This is a genomic window from Duganella kummerowiae, from assembly GCF_053572355.1.
In genome coordinates this window covers 433784-449751 of sequence record NZ_JBKFEH010000002.1, presented here as the reverse complement: position 1 = coordinate 449751, position 15968 = coordinate 433784, and the positions used below count along the sequence as shown (strand labels likewise).

Genomic DNA, 15968 nt, shown 5'->3' with positions numbered 1-15968 from the left:
TGCGGCACAGGCTTATTCGTAGTCGCTGATCGGCGCGCAGCCGCAGAACAGGTTACGGTCGCCGTACACGTTGTCGGCACGGCCGACCGGCGGCCAGTACTTCTGCTTGCGCAGCGAGGGCACCGGGTAGGCCGCCTCGGAACGGCTGTACTTGCGCTCCCACACGTCGGCGGTCAGCACGGCCGCCGTGTGCGGGGCGAACTTGAGCGGGTTGTCCAGCTTGTCGAACTCGCCGCTTTCCACCTTGGCGATTTCGCCGCGGATGGCGATCATGGCGTCGATGAAGCGGTCCAGCTCGGCCTTGGATTCGCTCTCGGTCGGCTCTATCATCAGCGTGCCCGGCACCGGGAAGCTCATGGTGGGGGCGTGGAAGCCGAAGTCCATCAGGCGCTTGGCCACGTCCTCGTTGCTGATGCCGGTGGCGTCCTGCAGCGGGCGCAGGTCGATGATGCACTCGTGCGCCACCAGGCCGTCGTGGCCCGTGTACAGCACCGGGAAGTGCGGCGCCAGGCGGCGCGCCACGTAGTTGGCGTTCAGGATGGCCGTTTCGGTGGCGGCGGTCAGGCCCTCGGCGCCCATCATGGCGATGTACATCCAGGAGATCGGCAGGATGCTGGCCGAGCCGTACGGCGCGGCGCTGACCGAGCCGATGCCAGAGTCGTCGCGCACATAGCCGTTGCTGCGCTGGTTGGGCAGGAATTTGGCCAGGTGGGCGCCGACGCCGATCGGGCCCACGCCGGGGCCGCCGCCGCCGTGCGGGATGCAGAAGGTCTTGTGCAGGTTCAGGTGCGAGACGTCGCCGCCGAAGGCGCCCGGCGCGGCCACGCCGACCAGCGCATTCATGTTGGCGCCGTCGATGTAGACCTGGCCGCCGTGGCTGTGGACGATCTCGCACAGTTCCTGTATGCCTTCCTCGAACACGCCGTGGGTGGACGGGTAGGTCACCATCACGCAGGCCAGGTTTTTCGAGTGCAGCTCGGCCTTGGCCTTCAGGTCGGCCAGGTCGACGTTGCCGTTGGCGTCGCAGGCGGTCACCACCACCTGCATGCCGACCATGTTGGCGGACGCCGGGTTGGTGCCGTGCGCCGAGGACGGGATCAGGCAAATGTTGCGGTGGCCTTCGCCGCGCGACTGGTGGTAGGCCTGTATCACCAGCAGGCCGGCGTATTCGCCCTGCGAGCCGGCGTTGGGCTGCAGCGAGACGGCGGCGTAGCCGGTCACGGCGCACAGCATGTCTTCCAGCTGGCCTATCATTTCGCGGTAGCCCACGGTCTGGTCGGCGGGGGCGAACGGGTGGATGCTGGAGAACTCGGGCCAGGTCACCGGGACCATCTCGCTGGTGGCGTTCAGCTTCATGGTGCAGGAGCCCAGCGGGATCATGGTGCGGTCCAGCGCCAGGTCCTTGTCGGCCAGGCTGCGCAGGTAGCGCAGCATCTCGGTTTCCGAGTGGTAGCGGTTGAATACCGGGTGGGTCAGGTAGGCACTGGTGCGGGCCAGGGCGGCCGGGTAGGCGTCCTGCACCTGGGCTTCCACGGCGTCGAAATCAGTCGCAGCACCGCTACCGCCAAACACGGTCCACAGGGCGGCGATGTCGTCGCGGGTGGTGGTTTCGTCCAGCGACACGCCGACGCGCTGGCCGTCGATGCGGCGCAGGTTGATGCCCTGGGCGGCGGCGGCCGCGTGCAGTTTTTCCGCATCGTCGGTGGCCACGGTCAGGGTATCGAAATAGGTATCGTTGACGCTGTAGCCCAGACTCTTCAGGTTGGCCGCCAGGATGCCGGTGTAGCGGTGCACGCGCTGGGCGATCTGGCGCAGGCCTTGCGGGCCGTGGTAGACCGCGTACATGGAGGCGATCACGGCCAGCAGCACTTGCGCAGTGCAGATGTTGGAGGTGGCTTTCTCGCGGCGGATGTGCTGTTCGCGGGTCTGCAGGGCCAGGCGGTAAGCCTGGTTGCCCTGGGCGTCCACCGTCACGCCGACCAGGCGGCCCGGCATGGAGCGCTTGTATTCGTCGCGGGTGGCCAGGTAGCCGGCGTGCGGGCCGCCGAAACCGAGCGGCACGCCAAAGCGCTGGCTGTTGCCGACCACCACGTCGGCGCCCCATTCGCCCGGCGCGGCCAGCAGGGTCAGGGCCAGCAGGTCGGCTGCCACCACCAGCATGGCGCCCTTGGCGTGCAGGGCCTCGGCGGCGGCGCGGTAGTCGCGCACGTCGCCGTTCACGCCCGGGTATTGCAGCAGCACGCCGAAGCATTCGCCCAGGTCGCCGATGGCGGCCGGGGCGAAGCTGCGCACCTCGATGCCCAGCGGCCTGGCGCGGGTCTGCACCACTTCCAGGGTCTGCGGCAGCACGTCGTCAGCCACGTAGAACACGGTGGACTTGGATTTGCCCACGCGCTGCAGCAGGGTCATGGCCTCGGCGGCCGCGGTGCCTTCGTCCAGCATGGAGGCGTTGGCGATGCCCATGCCGGTCAGGTCGGTGATGGTCTGCTGGAAGTTCAGGATGGCTTCCAGGCGGCCTTGCGAAATCTCGGGCTGGTAGGGGGTGTAGGCCGTGTACCAGGCCGGGTTTTCAAAGATATTGCGCAGCACCACGCCCGGGGTGTGGGTGTTGTAGTAGCCCTGGCCGATCAGCGACTTGAGCACCTTGTTTTTCGAGGCGATGGCTTTCAGCTTGCCCAGCGCATCCTGCTCCGGCAGGGGCGCGCTGAACTGGCCCAGCGGCAGCGCGCTCTTGTTGCGGATGGAGGGCGGCACGATGGCGTCGATCAGGGAGGCGCGGCTGGCGTAGCCGAGGGTGGCTAGCATGGCTTGCTGTTCTGCGGCGTCCGGGCCGATGTGGCGGGCGATGAAGGCGTCGCGGGCTTCGAGTTGGGTCAGGCTGGTGCGGGTCATGATGGGCGAGGGCAAATGAGGAATAAAGTGCTGCGCCGCTCCCGCGCGCAGCGGGAGCGTGGTGCCGGCCACGGGCCGGCGGTCGTGCCAGCCAATGGCTGGTACGACGATCAGGCGTCGGTGGCCTTGCCGTAGGCGGCGGCGTCCAGCAAGCCGTCCAGGGCCGACACGTCGGCCGGCTTGATCTTGAACAACCAGGCGGCGTAGGCGTCGCTGTTGATGGACTCGGGGGCGCCGGCCACGTCGTCGTTCACGGCGATCACTTCGCCGGCGATGGGAGCGTAGATATCGCTGGCGGCCTTGACCGATTCGACCACGGCGGCGTCGTCGCCGGCGCCGTAGGAGGCGCCCACTTTCGGCAGCTCGACGAACACGATATCGCCCAGCGCATCCTGCGCGAACTCGGTGATGCCGACGGTGACGGTGCCGTCGGACTCCAGGCGCACCCATTCGTGGGATTCGGTGTACTTCAGGTCTGCAGGTATATTCATGTGGGGCTCCAGGTTGGGATGGTTTGTTATGTTAGACAGCCAGGATTTTGCCGTTGCGCACGAACGGCAGCTTGACCACGGAGGCGGCCAGCTTCTTGTCGCGGATCTCGACCTGCACAGTATCGCCCACTTGCACGCCCAGCGGCACGCGGGCCAGGGCGATGGCCTGCTGCATGGTGGGGGAGAAGGTGCCGGAAGTGATTTCGCCGGTGGCGTCCTGTCCTGGTACGATGACTTTCTGGTGGGCGCGCAGCACGCCGCCCTTTTCGCGCAGGATCAGGCCCACGAACTGCGAGCGCTGGCCTTCCGAAAGCAGGGCGGCCTTGCCGATGAAGTCGCGCTCGGAGACCAGGTCTATGGTCCAGGCCAGGCCGGCGTCCAACGGGTTCACGGTTTCATCCATGTCCTGGCCGTACAGGTTCATGCCGGCTTCCAGGCGCAGGGTGTCGCGTGCGCCCAGGCCGGCCGGCTTGACGCCGGCGGCGGCCAGGGCGTTCCACAAGGCCGGCGCCTGGCTGGCGGACACGCCGATCTCGAAGCCGTCCTCGCCGGTGTAGCCGGTGCGCGCCACCATGGCCTGGCCAAAGGCGGCGCTGTGCACGAAGGCGACGTTGAACGGTTTCATGTCGGCAGTGGCGGCCTGCGATTCCGGGATCACTTGCCACACCTTGGCGCGCGCGTTCGGTCCCTGCACGGCGATCAGCGCCAACGCTTCATTGCCCGCCGCGTCACCATCGCGGCGCTGGGTGATGGACAGGCCGCTGCCGGCGGCCTCATTTTGCGCCTGCATCCAGGCCACGTCCTTCTCGGCGGTGCCGGCATTGACCACCAGGCGGAACCAGCTCTCGTCGATGAAATACACGATCAGGTCGTCGATCACCCGGCCTTCCGGATTCAGCATGCAGGAGTACAGGGCCTTGCCCGACACTTGCAGCTTGTCGACATTGTTGGCCAGCAGGCCGCGCAGGAAGGCGCGCACGTTGGCGCCCTTGATGTCGACCACGCACATGTGGGCCACGTCGAACATGCCGACGTCGGTGCGCACCGCGTGGTGTTCCTCGATCTGGGAACCGTAGTTGACCGGCATGTCCCAGCCGCCGAAATCGACCATGCGGGCGCCGGCGGCGCGGTGGACGGTGTTGAGTGGGGTGGCTTTGAGCGACATAGATCCTCGGTCCGGGAGAGTAGGGTTAACAGAACAAGCAAGGAAGCGCCTAGCCGGCCGCTCCACAACATTGATCGCAGACCCCTCTGTCCTTGGTACCTGAGAGATAGCGGGAAGATGTTCCCGCGCGCCCCTTCGGTGGGCCGCCGGCGTGCGCCGCGGCCGCTCTCCAGAGTTGAGCCCAAATCCGCACGGGGCGGATGCAGGTTCCTTGACCGGTCCTTTTGCCTGAGAGTTTATGGGTAATGCCCCTTCGGCGGCAGCGCTGGTAATACCTACCGGCTACCCTCTCCCGATCAAGACTCGGGACTATATGCCAGAAGGGCAGGAGTGTCAATCTTGCCCCGCACCCCGGTGCGCACGAATGAAAGCGGGGCGGCGGCCCTGGACAACAACTATTTGCTAGAATAAATTCATCTTTATTGGAGCCTGCCATGAGCGAAGAACATAGTTTGGAGGGCCAAGCCTGGTTTACCCTGTCCGGCGACGTCAACAGCGATATGGTGCATCGCGTGTTCGACGCCGTGGCCGACATGACCGAGGACCGCATCACCACGGCCCACATCCTGATCCAGTCCAACGGCGGCTACGTCAGCGACGGGATCTGCCTCTACAACTACCTGAGCAAGCTGCCGATCAACATCATCACCTACAACGCGGGCGCGGTGGCGTCGATTGCCGTGATCCTGTTCCTGGCCGGAACCAAACGCTACGCCAGCGAGACCGCCCGGTTCATGGTGCATAAATCGCACGCCAGCGCACCGCATGGCGCCCGTCCGGACGCGCTGCGCATCATCGTCGAGGGCTTGCAGGCGGACGACGCCCGCACCGAGCAAATCCTGCGCAGGCACGTCCAGCTGACCGACGACCACTGGCGCACCCACGCCTACTCCGACCTGCACCTGACCGGCAAGGAGGCGCTCGGCGTCGGCATGATCAACGAGATCCGCGATTTCGTGCCGCCGGCCGGACACCGCGTCACCAACATATGAAAACAGCCCGGCAGGCCGGGCTGTCATATCTTACGCGGCGCCCTTAGCGCGAACGGCTGCCCGAACCGGATTGCTTGTTGCCGTCGTTCTTGTGGCTTTGACGGCCGGCTTCCACGTGCTGCTCGTGGGTGCCGCCCTGGGTGCCGCTGCGTGAACCCTGGTTGCCCGACTGCTTGCTGCTGCTGTTGGAACTTTGCTTGCTGCCGCTGGATTTCTGGTTCGAGGCCATGGTGATTCCTTTATGAAGTCAATAAAAGTATCGGCCGGAACCGCCGCGACGGGCGGCGCGCTCCGGTAATGCCATGATGGGTGTGTCGCGCGGCAGCAGGAATCGGAATGCTACTTGCAGGCCTGTAGGAATATGCCTTGCTGGGCCCTTCAGACCAGCCCATTGCGGCCGTGGGCCAGGAAGGCCGGGCGCTGCGCCAGCCGGTCCAGGTAGGCCTCCACCGCCGGCAGCGCCGCGTGCGCGATGGGCGCCAGCAGCCAGCGGTTGGCGGACAGGCCCAGCACGATGTCGGCCAGGGTCAGCGTGTCGCCCTCGACGTAGCCGCCGGTGTGCTGCAGGCGCCGCTCCAGCAGGGTCATCTGGCGGTTCCATTCGCGTACGCTGGCCTCGATGGCGGCCTCATCTGTATGGGACGGGCTGTTGCGCACCAGCGCCATGAAAGCATAGCGCCAGGAGTTGTTCAGTTCGGTGGCCTGCCAGTCCATCCATTTTTCGACCTGTGCCCTCGCCAGCGGATCGGCCGGCAGCAGGTCGCTGCGGCCGTGGCGACCTGCCAGGTAGCGGCAGATGGTGTTCGATTCCCACAGTACGGCGTCGCCGTCGACCAGGACCGGCACCAGCCCGTTGGGATTCCTGGCGAGGAAGTCCGGCGTGTCGGTGGGCTGGAAGCCGGCGCCATATTGCTCCTGACGATAGGCGAGCCCGATTTCGTCCAGGGTCCACAGCACCTTGCGTACGTTGATGGAGGAAGACTTGCCCAGTAAGGTCAGCATGGCGTTCTCTGGTGTGGTTGGCAAGGCCCCAGTATCGCGTCACGTATCGCCGTGATAAATAGCGTAATATTTAAATTATTCTTAACCAGCGATTAAATATGGACCGCCTGCGCAGCATGGAAGTGTTCGTGGCCGTCGTGGATGAAGGCAGTTTCACGGCTGCCGGGCGCAAGTTCGATATCTCCACCGTCATGGTCGGCAAGCATGTCGCCGAGCTGGAGCAGCGCCTCGGCGCGCGCCTTCTCAACCGCACCACGCGGCGCCAGAGCCTGACCGAGATCGGCGAGCAGTATTGCGAGGAGTGCCGCCAGATCCTTGCCCATGTGCGGCGCGCCGAGTCCGGGGCCCTGGCCATGCGCAGCACGGCGCGCGGCACCCTCAAGGTCAGCGCCCCGGTGGCCTTTGGCAGCGCATTGCTGGCGCCGGCCATGGCCGGCTTCCTGGACAGCCATCCGGAGGTGAGCCTGGAACTGGAGTTGAGCAACCGCCTGGCCGACGTGGTGGAGGAGGGTTTGGACGCCGCCGTGCGTATCGGCGTGCTGGACGATTCAGCCCTGGTCGCGCGCCCGCTGCGCCCCTTTGGTGCGGTGATCTGCGCCGCGCCGGCCTACCTGGACAAGTTCGGCGTGCCCGCCACCCCGCACGACCTGGTGCGGCACCGCTGCCTGGACTTCATGCACTGGCGCCGCCTGCTGCGCTGGCGCCTCGATGGCGTGGAGGGCGAGCCGGCGCTGCCGCCCAGCCGCTTCCGCTCCAACAACGGCCAGGCCCTGAAACAGGCCGCGCTGGCCGGCTATGGCCTGGTGATGCAGGCCGAAATCGTGCTGGCCGACGAGATCGCCGCAGGACGCCTGGTGCCGGTGCTGCGCGAGTTCGTGCCGCCACCTCGCCCCATGCACCTGATTTACCCGCGCGACCGGCAGTCCACGCCCAAGATGAGCAGCTTTGTCGACTTCGTGGTCGGCCGCTTCGGCATCTGAATATTGTTTTTCGGCAATAGCTACTCCGGCCGGCCGACGATTGTGGTTTAATGTTGCGTTGCAAAACAAAATGGAAGGCAGCAGGATCGATGACTTTGTGGCATGGCTTGAGTATATTAGGCAGCCTGGCGGTGACCGGGCCGATCGGCGTCACGATTGCGGCCTGGCTGCTGTTGGGGCGTTCATGGCGCCTGACCACCGCCTGGGGCGTGCTGTTCGGCGCCGGCATGGCGCTGGTGGTGCTGACCAAGGTCGCCTTCCTGGGCTGGGGTGTCGGCCTGGACGAGCCGCGCTTCGAGGGTGTGAGCGGGCATGCGATGCGTGCAGCGGCCGTGTTCCCGGTCGCGGCTTACCTGGCTTTCCGTTCGCGTAGCCGGACCGAGCGCGGATGGGCGCTGGCGGCCGGCGTCCTGCTGGCGGTGCTGATATCGATTTCGCGCGTGAAAGTTCATGCACACGCGGTGTCCGAATGCGTGACCGGCACCCTGTTGGGCCTGTCGGTGTCCGCCGCGTTCATCTGGCTGGCGCGCGGCGAAGGCCAGCTGGCGCTCAGCCGTGTGCTGGTGGCATTGTGCCTTCCGGTGCTGCTGATCGCCCCGCGCGTCGATCCACTGCCCACCGAGGACTGGATGGTGGATCTGGCGCTATTCCTGTCGGGCCGCGAGCAGCCTTATCGGCACGGCTACTGGGACCTGCCCGTACCGCGCAATGCCATGCGCTGACGTCCGTCACACCGCGTGTTTTCGGCCTGTGCGCGTACGTGGGGTGGTATTATTGTGAACTTTTACAGCCTACCAACCTTATAAAACAACGTGCGTCTTTCATCGATCAAATTGTCGGGATTTAAGTCGTTTGTCGATCCCACCAATTTCCAGGTGCCCGGCCAGTTGGTGGGGGTGGTGGGACCGAATGGCTGCGGCAAGTCCAACATCATCGACGCGGTGCGCTGGGTGCTGGGTGAATCCAAGGCTTCGGAGCTGCGCGGCGAGTCCATGCAGGACGTCATTTTCAACGGCTCCACCCACCGCAAGCCGGCCGGCCGGGCTTCGGTCGAGCTGGTGTTCGACAATAACGCGGGCAAGGCCGCCGGCCAGTGGGGCCAGTATGCCGAGATCGCCGTCAAGCGCACCCTGACGCGCGACGGCGCTTCCACCTATTACATCAACGGCCAGCCGGTGCGCCGGCGCGATATCCAGGACATCTTCCTCGGCACCGGCCTGGGGCCGCGCGCCTACGCCATCATTGGCCAGGGCATGATCTCGCGCATCATCGAGTCCCGGCCGGAGGAGTTGCGGGTATTCCTGGAGGAGGCGGCCGGCGTTTCCAAGTACAAGGAACGCCGCCGCGAAACGGAAAACCGGCTGCACGACACGCGCGAGAACCTGCTGCGGGTGGAGGACATCCTGCGCGAGCTGGGCGCCAACCTGGAAAAGCTGGAAGGCCAGGCCGCCGTCGCCACCAAATTTCACCAGCTGCAGGCCGAGCAGGAGGAAAAGCAGAAGCTGCTGTGGCTGGTGCGGCGCAACGAGGCCGAGTACGAGCAAAAGAAGCTGTTCCGCGAGGTCGAACAGGCCCAGAACGACCTGGAGGAGCAGACTGCCAAGCTGCGCAATGTCGAACTGTCGCTGGAACACATGCGCCAGGCCCATTTCGCTGCCGGCGACCGGATGCACACGGCCCAGGGCGCGCTGTACCAGACCAATGCCGAAATCGGCAGCCTGGAAGCGCGCATCAAGTTCGTGACCGAGCAGCGCGCCCGCCTGCAGGCGCAGCTGGCCACCCTGGGCGCCCAGCGCGACCAGTGGCAGGGACAGGCCCAGGATTACGCCACCCACATAGCGGAAGCGGAATTCAACCTGGAGGAACTGTCGGCCAAGGTCGAGGAAGCGGCCATGCGCGCCGAGCAAAAGGCCGAGTCGCTGCCGCTGCTGGAGCAGGCCTGGCGCGAGGCCCAGGCGCGCAGTACCGAATCGCGGGCCCGCATCATGCAGGCGCAGCAGCAGCTGGAACTGGAATCGGCGCACCAGCGCAACGCCAACAGCATCCTCAACAGCCTGGCCGCGCGGCGAGAACGGCTGCAGCAGGAAAAGAATGGCCTGAGCCTGCCGGACAGCCGCCACCTGGAAAACCTCAAGCTGCAGCTGGAGGAAAAACAGCAGGCCCAGGAAGAACTGTCTTATCAACTGGAAGAAGCGCAGGCGCTGCAGCCGCAGCTGGAACAGGAACGCCAGGAAGCCCAGGCCCAGGTCAATGCGGAAACCGCCGCCAACGCCCAGCTGGAAGCGCGCCTGGCGGCGCTGCGCCAGATGCAGGAGCGCGTGCAAACCCAGGGCAAGGTCCAGCCCTGGCTGCAGAAGCATGAGCTGGACAGCCTGCCGCGCCTGTGGCAGCAGCTGCACGTGGAGCAGGGCTGGGAAACCGCCATGGAATCCGTGCTGCGCGAACGCACCTCGGCGCTGCAGATGTCGAATATAGACTGGGCCCAGGCCTTCTTCGGCGACGCGCCGCCGGCCAAGCTGGCGCTGTACGCGCCATCGTCCGCCACGCCACCCGCGCCGCAGGAAGCGCCTGGCCTGCAGCCCTTCATGCAGCTGCTGAAGCTGAACGACCCCGGCCTGCGCGCCGTGCTGCAGGATTGGCTGCACAACGTCTACGCCGCCGAGGACGCTGGCGCCGCACTGGCCGACCGCGCCCGCCTGCCGGCCGGCGGCTGCTTCGTCACGCGCCAGGGCCATGTGGTGACCCAGTCCAGCGTGCGCTTCTACGCCGCCGACGCCGAGCAGGACGGCATGCTGGGCCGCCAGCAGGAAATCGACAACCTCACCAAGCAGCTGCGCGCCCAGCAAATGCTGGCCGATGAGGCGCGCGCCCGCTCGGTGCGGGCCGAGGCCGCGCTGTCCAACCATACACGCCAGCTGAGCGAGCTGAGGGCGCGCGCGCAGAGTCTGACCCAGTCGCTGCACGCGCTGCAGATCGAGGTGGTCAAGCTGTCCGAGATCGAGGCGCGCTACCAGCAGCGCAGTGGCCAGATCGAGAGCGACCTGGCCGAAATCGCCATGCAGGAGCAGGAGCAGACCCAGGCCAAGCTGGAGTCGGAAGAAAAATTCGAGCAGCTCGATATCGCACTGGGCGAGCTGCAGGTCGCGCACGAGGATGGCCAGACCGATTTCCTGGAAAAGGAACAACGCCTGGCCGACGCCCGTGAACAGTTGCGCGAGCTGGAGCGGGCGGCGCAGGAAGCCCAGTTTGCCGAAAAGTCGCAGCGCAGCAGGATGGACGAGCTGCGGCGTGGCATCGCCACCGCCAACGCCCAGGCTGCGCAGGTGGCGGACAGCCTGCGCGCCGGCCAGGCCGAGCTGGAGAGCCTGGAATCGGGCGACGCCGACGAAGGCTTGCAGGACTTGCTGAACCGCCGCAGCGAGCAGGAAAAAGCGCTGTCGGACGCCCGCCATGAGCTGGACCAGATCGCCCAGCAGCTGCGCGCCGCCGAGGAAGGCCGCATGTCTGCCGAACGCTTCCTGCAGCCGCAGCGCGACCGCATCATGGAACTGCAGCTCAAGGAACAGGCGGCGCGCCTGAACCAGGAACAGTATGCGGCCCAGCTGGCCGAGGCCCAGGCCGATATCGAGGCGCTGTCCACCAAGATCCACGGCGAGCTCAAACCGTCCTACCTGCAGGGCGAGGTGACCCGCCTGACCAACGCCATCGCGGCGCTGGGCGCGGTCAACCTGGCAGCGCTGGACGAGCTGGCCCAGGCCGCCGAGCGCAAGAACTTCCTCGATTCGCAGAACGCCGACCTGACCGAGGCCATCCACACGCTGGAAGACGCCATCACGCGCATCGACCGCGAGACGCGCGACCTGCTTCAGGATACCTTCAACCGCGTCAACGGCCACTTCTCCGAGCTGTTCCCCATCCTGTTCGGCGGCGGCCAGGCCAAGCTGATCATGACGGGCGACGAAATCCTGGACTCCGGCGTGCAGGTCATGGCCCAGCCGCCGGGCAAGAAGAACGCCACCATCCATTTGCTGTCCGGCGGCGAGAAGGCGCTGACGGCGACCGCGCTGGTGTTCTCCATGTTCCGTTTGAATCCGGCGCCATTCTGCCTGCTCGACGAGGTGGACGCGCCGCTGGACGACGCCAATACCGAGCGCTTTTGCCGCATGGTCAAGCGCATGTCGGACCAGACCCAATTCCTCTTCATCTCGCACAACAAGATCGCGATGGAGATGGCCAATCAACTGATCGGTGTGACGATGCAGGAGCAGGGCGTATCGCGCATCGTGGCGGTGGACATGGAATCCGCCGCCAACTTCGCTTCCGAGGCACAAGCAGCATGACAGACCTACAAATGAGTTTACTGGCGGCCGGTGGCGGTTTCATCGTCATCGTCTTCGGCTACAACAAGTGGCAGGAGTACAAGGCCAAGAAATCCGTGGAGCGCGCCTTCGCGGCCGACCATGACGACGTGCTGATGCGCGCTGGCGATGCCCCGGTGGCGCGCCAGGAGCCCAGCCTGGATGGCAGCGTTCCCGGCCTGGCCGGTGGCGAAGCCAGCGCCGCCGCCGAGGCCCTGGGCGCCTACGCCACGGCTGCGGCCCCGGCCGCCGCAACGATCGAACCGGCGTTCGACCCGGACCAGCCGGCCGAGGCCCCGGCCCAGGCCGAAGCCGACGCGGCTGCCGCCGCCGAGCAGGCCACGGCCCTGGTCGATCCCCTGATCGACTGCCTGCTGCCGCTGGCGCTGGAAGCCCCGGCGCGCGGCGAGAAGCTGCTGCCGGTGCTGCAGACCTTGCGCATGGTGGGCAACAAGCCGGTGCACTTCATCGGCCTGGCCGTCAGCGGCGGCTGGGAGCCCATCGTCCATGGCCACGTGTACACCAAACTGCAGGGCGGGGTCCAGCTGGCCAGCCGCAGCACGGCGCTCAACGAGCTGGAATACTCGGAACTGGTGACGCGGCTGCGCGCCATGGCCGACGAGATCGGCGCCGAGCCGGAAGTGCCGGACATGATCGAGGTCATGGCCGAAGCGCGCAACCTGCACCGCTTCGTGGCCGGGCACGACGCCCAGCTGGGCGTCAACCTGCACACCAACGGCGCCCCGTGGGCCATCGCCACCCTGCTGCTGGCGCTGGAGAAGCAGGGCTTCGACGTGCGTCCCGACGGCCGCTACGTGATGCCGGACGGCGAGGGCGGCCATTTGTTCACGCTGACCACCAACGTCACCATGGGCGAGGAAACCACGCCGCGCCTGACCCTGCTGCTGGACGTGCCCTGCGTGGCGCCGGCGCGCGACGGCTTCGGCGCCATGGTGGCCTGCGCCAAGTCGCTGGTGGCGCGCCTGGACGCGACCATCGTCGACGACTACAGCCAGCCGCTGTCGGACGCCGCCCTGGCGGAAATTGCCGGCCAGGTGCAGGACTTCTATGCCGAGATGGAAGCGGCCGACATTCCCGCCGGCTCCACTCGCGCGCTGCGCCTGTTCAGCTGAATCAGCGGAATCACCTCACGTAACACCGAAGCACCATGACCGACCAGAACACCCAGGCCGCCGCCACCCGCATCGCGGACCTGACCGCCGAATTGAACCGGCATTTGCACGCCTACCACGTGCTGGACGCGCCCACCATCCCGGACGCCGAGTACGACCGCCTGTTCGTCGAGCTGCAGCAGCTGGAGGCGGCCCACCCGGAGCTGGCGCTGCCCGACACGCCCACCCTGCGGGTGGGCGCGGCGCCGTTGCCGCAGTTCGAGGCCGTGACGCACACGGTGCCCATGCTGTCCCTGAATAACGGCTTTACCGAGGAAGACATCGCCAACTTCGACCGCCGCGTGCGTGAAGGGCTGGACGCGGTGGAAGTCGAATACGCGGCCGAAGTCAAATACGACGGCCTGGCCATCAACCTGCGCTATGTGGATGGCCTGCTCGTGCAGGCCGCCACCCGCGGCGACGGCTACACCGGCGAGGATGTCACCGCCAACATCCGCACCATACGCGGCATTCCCCTGCGCCTGAAGACCAAGGAACCGCCGGCCATCCTGGACGTGCGCGGCGAGGTGCTGATGTTCAAGGCCGATTTCGAGGCCATGAACGCGCGCCAGCGCGAGGCCGGGCAGAAGGAATTCGTCAACCCGCGCAACGCGGCGGCGGGCAGTCTGCGCCAGCTCGATTCACGCATCACGTCGCAGCGCAAGCTCAGTTTCTATGCCTATGGCGTGGGCGCGCTGGAAGGCCATGAGATGCCGGAATCGCACTCGGCGCTGCTGGACTGGTACCGCGAGCTGGGCCTGCCGGTGGCGAAAGAGGCCTCGGTGGTGCGCGGCTACGAAGGCTTGATGGCCTACTACGCCAACATCGGCAAGCAGCGTCCGGCCATGCCATACGAGATCGACGGCGTGGTCTACAAGGCCAACAAGCTGGCCGACCAGCGCGCGCTGGGCTTCGTCTCGCGCGCGCCGCGCTTCGCGCTGGCGCACAAATTCCCGGCCGAGGAAGCGCTGACCGTGGTGCAGGCCATCGAAGTGCAGGTGGGCCGCACCGGCGCCATCACGCCGGTGGCGCGGCTGGCGTCCGTGTTCGTGGGCGGCGTCAACGTCACCAACGCCACCCTGCACAACGAGGACGAGGTGCGGCGCAAGGACGTGCGCGTGGGCGACACTGTCATCGTACGGCGCGCCGGCGACGTCATCCCCGAAGTGCTGGCCGTGGTGCTGGACAAGCGCCCGGTGCCGGAACCCGCGCAGTACGTACTGCCGAAAACTTGCCCGGTATGCGGTTCGCACGTGGTGCGCGAGGAGGGCGAGGCGATCGCGCGCTGCTCCGGCGGGCTGTTCTGCTCCGCGCAGCGCAAGGAAGCGATCCGCCACTTTGCCGGGCGCCGCATGATGGACATCGAAGGCCTGGGCGACCGCTACATCGACAACCTGGTCGAAGCGGGCCTGGTGCACAGCGTGGCAGACCTGTACCAGCTGACCCTGGACGACCTGCTCAAGATGAAGCGGCTGGCCGATGAACGGGATGGCACGACACCGGAGACTGTCGCCCAGGGCAAGATCGCCACCAAATGGGCCGACAATCTTCTGGAAGCCATCGCCGCCAGCAAGAACCCGCCGCTGGAGCGGCTGCTGTTCGCGCTGGGCATCCGCCACGTGGGCGAATCGACCGCCAAGACCCTGGCCGAATGGCTGGGCCGCTTCGACCTGATACGCCGCGTGCCGGCCGCGCTGCTGCGGGTGCTGCCCGATATCGGCGGCGTGGTGGCCGACTCCATCGCCGACTTCTTCGCAGAACCCAAGAACCAGCAAGCCATCGACGACCTGCTGAAGGCCGGCGTGGCGCCCAAGGGCGAACATCCGCCCAGCGCCAGGCTGCGCGAGAAGCTGGACCCGGTCAAGCTGATGACGGCGCTGGGCATCCCCAAGCTCACCGAGCCGCGCAGCAAGCAGCTGGTGGAGCAGGATGTGTCGCTGCAAGTGCTGGCCCACCTGCAGATTTTCACCGTGTTCGGCCTGCCGGCCGCCGTGGCGGACGCATTGACGGAATGGATGGCCGACCCGGCCCACCGCAAGCAGGTAGCCGCGCTGGACCGCCTGCGCACCGACTTGCTGGCCGAGCTGCCGGAAGCGGCGGCGGCCGGCCCGTTCACGGGCAAGACCTTCGTCCTGACCGGGACGCTGCCAACCATGACGCGCGACGACGCCCAGGCCCGCATCGAGGCGCTGGGCGGCAAGGTGTCCGGCTCGGTGTCGAAGAAAACGCATTACGTGGTGGCGGGCGCCGATGCCGGCAGCAAGCTGGCCAAGGCGCAGGAACTGGAAGTGGCTGTGCTGGACGAGGCGGGGCTGCTGGCCCTGATCGCCTCGGCCCAGGCATGACATGCACAAAACAAATAAAGGGGATCGAGATGGCTGTCCGAGAAATTCTGAAGATGGGCGACCCGCGTTTGCTGCGCATCGCCGAGCCGGTGCGCGAATTCGACACGCCGGGCATGCGCGACCTGATCGTTGACATGTTCGACACCATGCACGCCGCCAATGGCGCCGGGCTGGCAGCGCCGCAGATCGGCGTCAACCTGCAGCTGGTGATTTTCGGCTTCAAGCAGAGCCCGCGCTACCCGGATGCGCCGCAGGTGCCGGAGACGGTGCTGATCAATCCCGTGCTGACGCCCTTGTCGGACGAGATGGAAGAGGGCATCGAAGGCTGCCTGTCCGTGCCGGGCCTGCGCGGCAGCGTGCCGCGCTATACGAAGCTGCGCTACGAGGGTGTGGACCCGTTCAACCAGCCCATCCGGCGCGAGGTGGACGGCTTCCATGCGCGCGTGGTGCAGCACGAGGTGGACCACCTGCTGGGCATTTTGTACCCGCGCCGCATCAGGGACTTCAGCAAGTTCGGGTACACCGAGATCATGTTCCCGGGCCTGGACCCCAACGACGACGACTGAGGCCG

General features: G+C 66.6%; 12 protein-coding genes and 2 riboswitches. Of the genes, 7 read left to right on the top strand and 5 right to left on the bottom strand.

Going from position 1 to position 15968, the window contains the following annotated elements; all coding sequences use genetic code 11:
* Positions 1 to 12 precede the first annotated feature (12 nt).
* The 3 genes from gcvP to gcvT form a co-directional block, all read right to left on the bottom strand.
* Entirely contained in the window at positions 13 to 2892 is a 2880-nt protein-coding gene (gene gcvP / locus ACLB1G_RS02760) for an aminomethyl-transferring glycine dehydrogenase (RefSeq protein ID WP_491625639.1), read from the bottom strand.
* Positions 2893 to 3002: 110 nt separating this feature from the next.
* Positions 3003 to 3383 (bottom strand): glycine cleavage system protein GcvH, encoded by a 381-nt coding sequence (gcvH, locus tag ACLB1G_RS02755; protein WP_491625638.1) that lies wholly within the window; start codon positions 3381 to 3383, stop codon positions 3003 to 3005.
* A gap of 31 nt (positions 3384 to 3414) precedes the next feature.
* Positions 3415 to 4548 (bottom strand): glycine cleavage system aminomethyltransferase GcvT, encoded by a 1134-nt coding sequence (gcvT, locus tag ACLB1G_RS02750; RefSeq protein ID WP_491625637.1) that lies wholly within the window; start codon positions 4546 to 4548, stop codon positions 3415 to 3417.
* Positions 4549 to 4624: 76 nt separating this feature from the next.
* Positions 4625 to 4731: riboswitch (glycine riboswitch) on the bottom strand.
* 23 nt (positions 4732 to 4754) lie between these two features.
* Positions 4755 to 4853: riboswitch (glycine riboswitch) on the bottom strand.
* A 129-nt stretch (positions 4854 to 4982) separates the two neighbouring features.
* On the opposite strand from gcvT, the gene ACLB1G_RS02745 reads away from it, so the two are divergent.
* A complete protein-coding gene (locus ACLB1G_RS02745; protein ID WP_491625636.1) occupies positions 4983 to 5540 on the top strand; it encodes an ATP-dependent Clp protease proteolytic subunit in 558 nt (185 codons plus the stop codon).
* A gap of 43 nt (positions 5541 to 5583) precedes the next feature.
* On the opposite strand, the gene ACLB1G_RS02740 is transcribed toward ACLB1G_RS02745, so the two are convergent.
* Both ACLB1G_RS02740 and ACLB1G_RS02735 read right to left on the bottom strand, forming a co-directional pair.
* Entirely contained in the window at positions 5584 to 5769 is a 186-nt protein-coding gene (locus ACLB1G_RS02740) for a hypothetical protein (protein WP_491625635.1), read from the bottom strand.
* A gap of 149 nt (positions 5770 to 5918) precedes the next feature.
* Entirely contained in the window at positions 5919 to 6542 is a 624-nt protein-coding gene (locus tag ACLB1G_RS02735) for a glutathione S-transferase family protein (protein WP_491625634.1), read from the bottom strand.
* Between the two features lie 98 nt (positions 6543 to 6640).
* On the opposite strand from ACLB1G_RS02735, the gene ACLB1G_RS02730 reads away from it, so the two are divergent.
* From ACLB1G_RS02730 to def, 6 genes are all read left to right on the top strand, one after another.
* A complete protein-coding gene (locus tag ACLB1G_RS02730) occupies positions 6641 to 7522 on the top strand; it encodes a LysR family transcriptional regulator (RefSeq protein ID WP_491625633.1) in 882 nt (293 codons plus the stop codon).
* Positions 7523 to 7629: 107 nt separating this feature from the next.
* A complete protein-coding gene (locus ACLB1G_RS02725; RefSeq protein ID WP_491625632.1) occupies positions 7630 to 8244 on the top strand; it encodes a phosphatase PAP2 family protein in 615 nt (204 codons plus the stop codon).
* A 90-nt stretch (positions 8245 to 8334) separates the two neighbouring features.
* Complete coding sequence (smc, locus tag ACLB1G_RS02720) at positions 8335 to 11862, top strand: chromosome segregation protein SMC (protein ID WP_491625631.1); 3528 nt, start codon at positions 8335 to 8337, stop codon at positions 11860 to 11862.
* Positions 11859 to 13013, top strand: a complete 1155-nt coding sequence (locus ACLB1G_RS02715) for a cell division protein ZipA C-terminal FtsZ-binding domain-containing protein (RefSeq protein ID WP_491625630.1) — start codon at positions 11859 to 11861, stop codon at positions 13011 to 13013. Before smc ends, ACLB1G_RS02715 begins: the two co-directional genes overlap by 4 nt.
* Before the next feature lie 35 nt (positions 13014 to 13048).
* Positions 13049 to 15397 carry an NAD-dependent DNA ligase LigA gene (gene ligA / locus ACLB1G_RS02710; protein ID WP_491625629.1) on the top strand — a complete coding sequence of 783 codons (2349 nt, stop codon included), beginning with the start codon at positions 13049 to 13051 and terminating at the stop codon, positions 15395 to 15397.
* Positions 15398 to 15426: 29 nt separating this feature from the next.
* Positions 15427 to 15963 (top strand): peptide deformylase, encoded by a 537-nt coding sequence (gene def, locus ACLB1G_RS02705; protein ID WP_491625628.1) that lies wholly within the window; start codon positions 15427 to 15429, stop codon positions 15961 to 15963.
* Positions 15964 to 15968: the final 5 nt, after the last annotated feature.

Coding starts and splice junctions, on each gene's coding strand:
- gcvT (WP_491625637.1), bottom strand. CDS start 4,548: ATGTCGCTCAAAGCCACCCCACTCAACACCGTCCACCGCGCCGCCGGC.
- ACLB1G_RS02740 (WP_491625635.1), bottom strand. CDS start 5,769: ATGGCCTCGAACCAGAAATCCAGCGGCAGCAAGCAAAGTTCCAACAGC.
- ACLB1G_RS02730 (WP_491625633.1), top strand. CDS start 6,641: ATGGACCGCCTGCGCAGCATGGAAGTGTTCGTGGCCGTCGTGGATGAA.
- def (WP_491625628.1), top strand. CDS start 15,427: ATGGCTGTCCGAGAAATTCTGAAGATGGGCGACCCGCGTTTGCTGCGC.
- ACLB1G_RS02735 (WP_491625634.1), bottom strand. CDS start 6,542: ATGCTGACCTTACTGGGCAAGTCTTCCTCCATCAACGTACGCAAGGTG.
- ACLB1G_RS02715 (WP_491625630.1), top strand. CDS start 11,859: ATGACAGACCTACAAATGAGTTTACTGGCGGCCGGTGGCGGTTTCATC.
- ligA (WP_491625629.1), top strand. CDS start 13,049: ATGACCGACCAGAACACCCAGGCCGCCGCCACCCGCATCGCGGACCTG.
- gcvH (WP_491625638.1), bottom strand. CDS start 3,383: ATGAATATACCTGCAGACCTGAAGTACACCGAATCCCACGAATGGGTG.
- ACLB1G_RS02745 (WP_491625636.1), top strand. CDS start 4,983: ATGAGCGAAGAACATAGTTTGGAGGGCCAAGCCTGGTTTACCCTGTCC.
- gcvP (WP_491625639.1), bottom strand. CDS start 2,892: ATGACCCGCACCAGCCTGACCCAACTCGAAGCCCGCGACGCCTTCATC.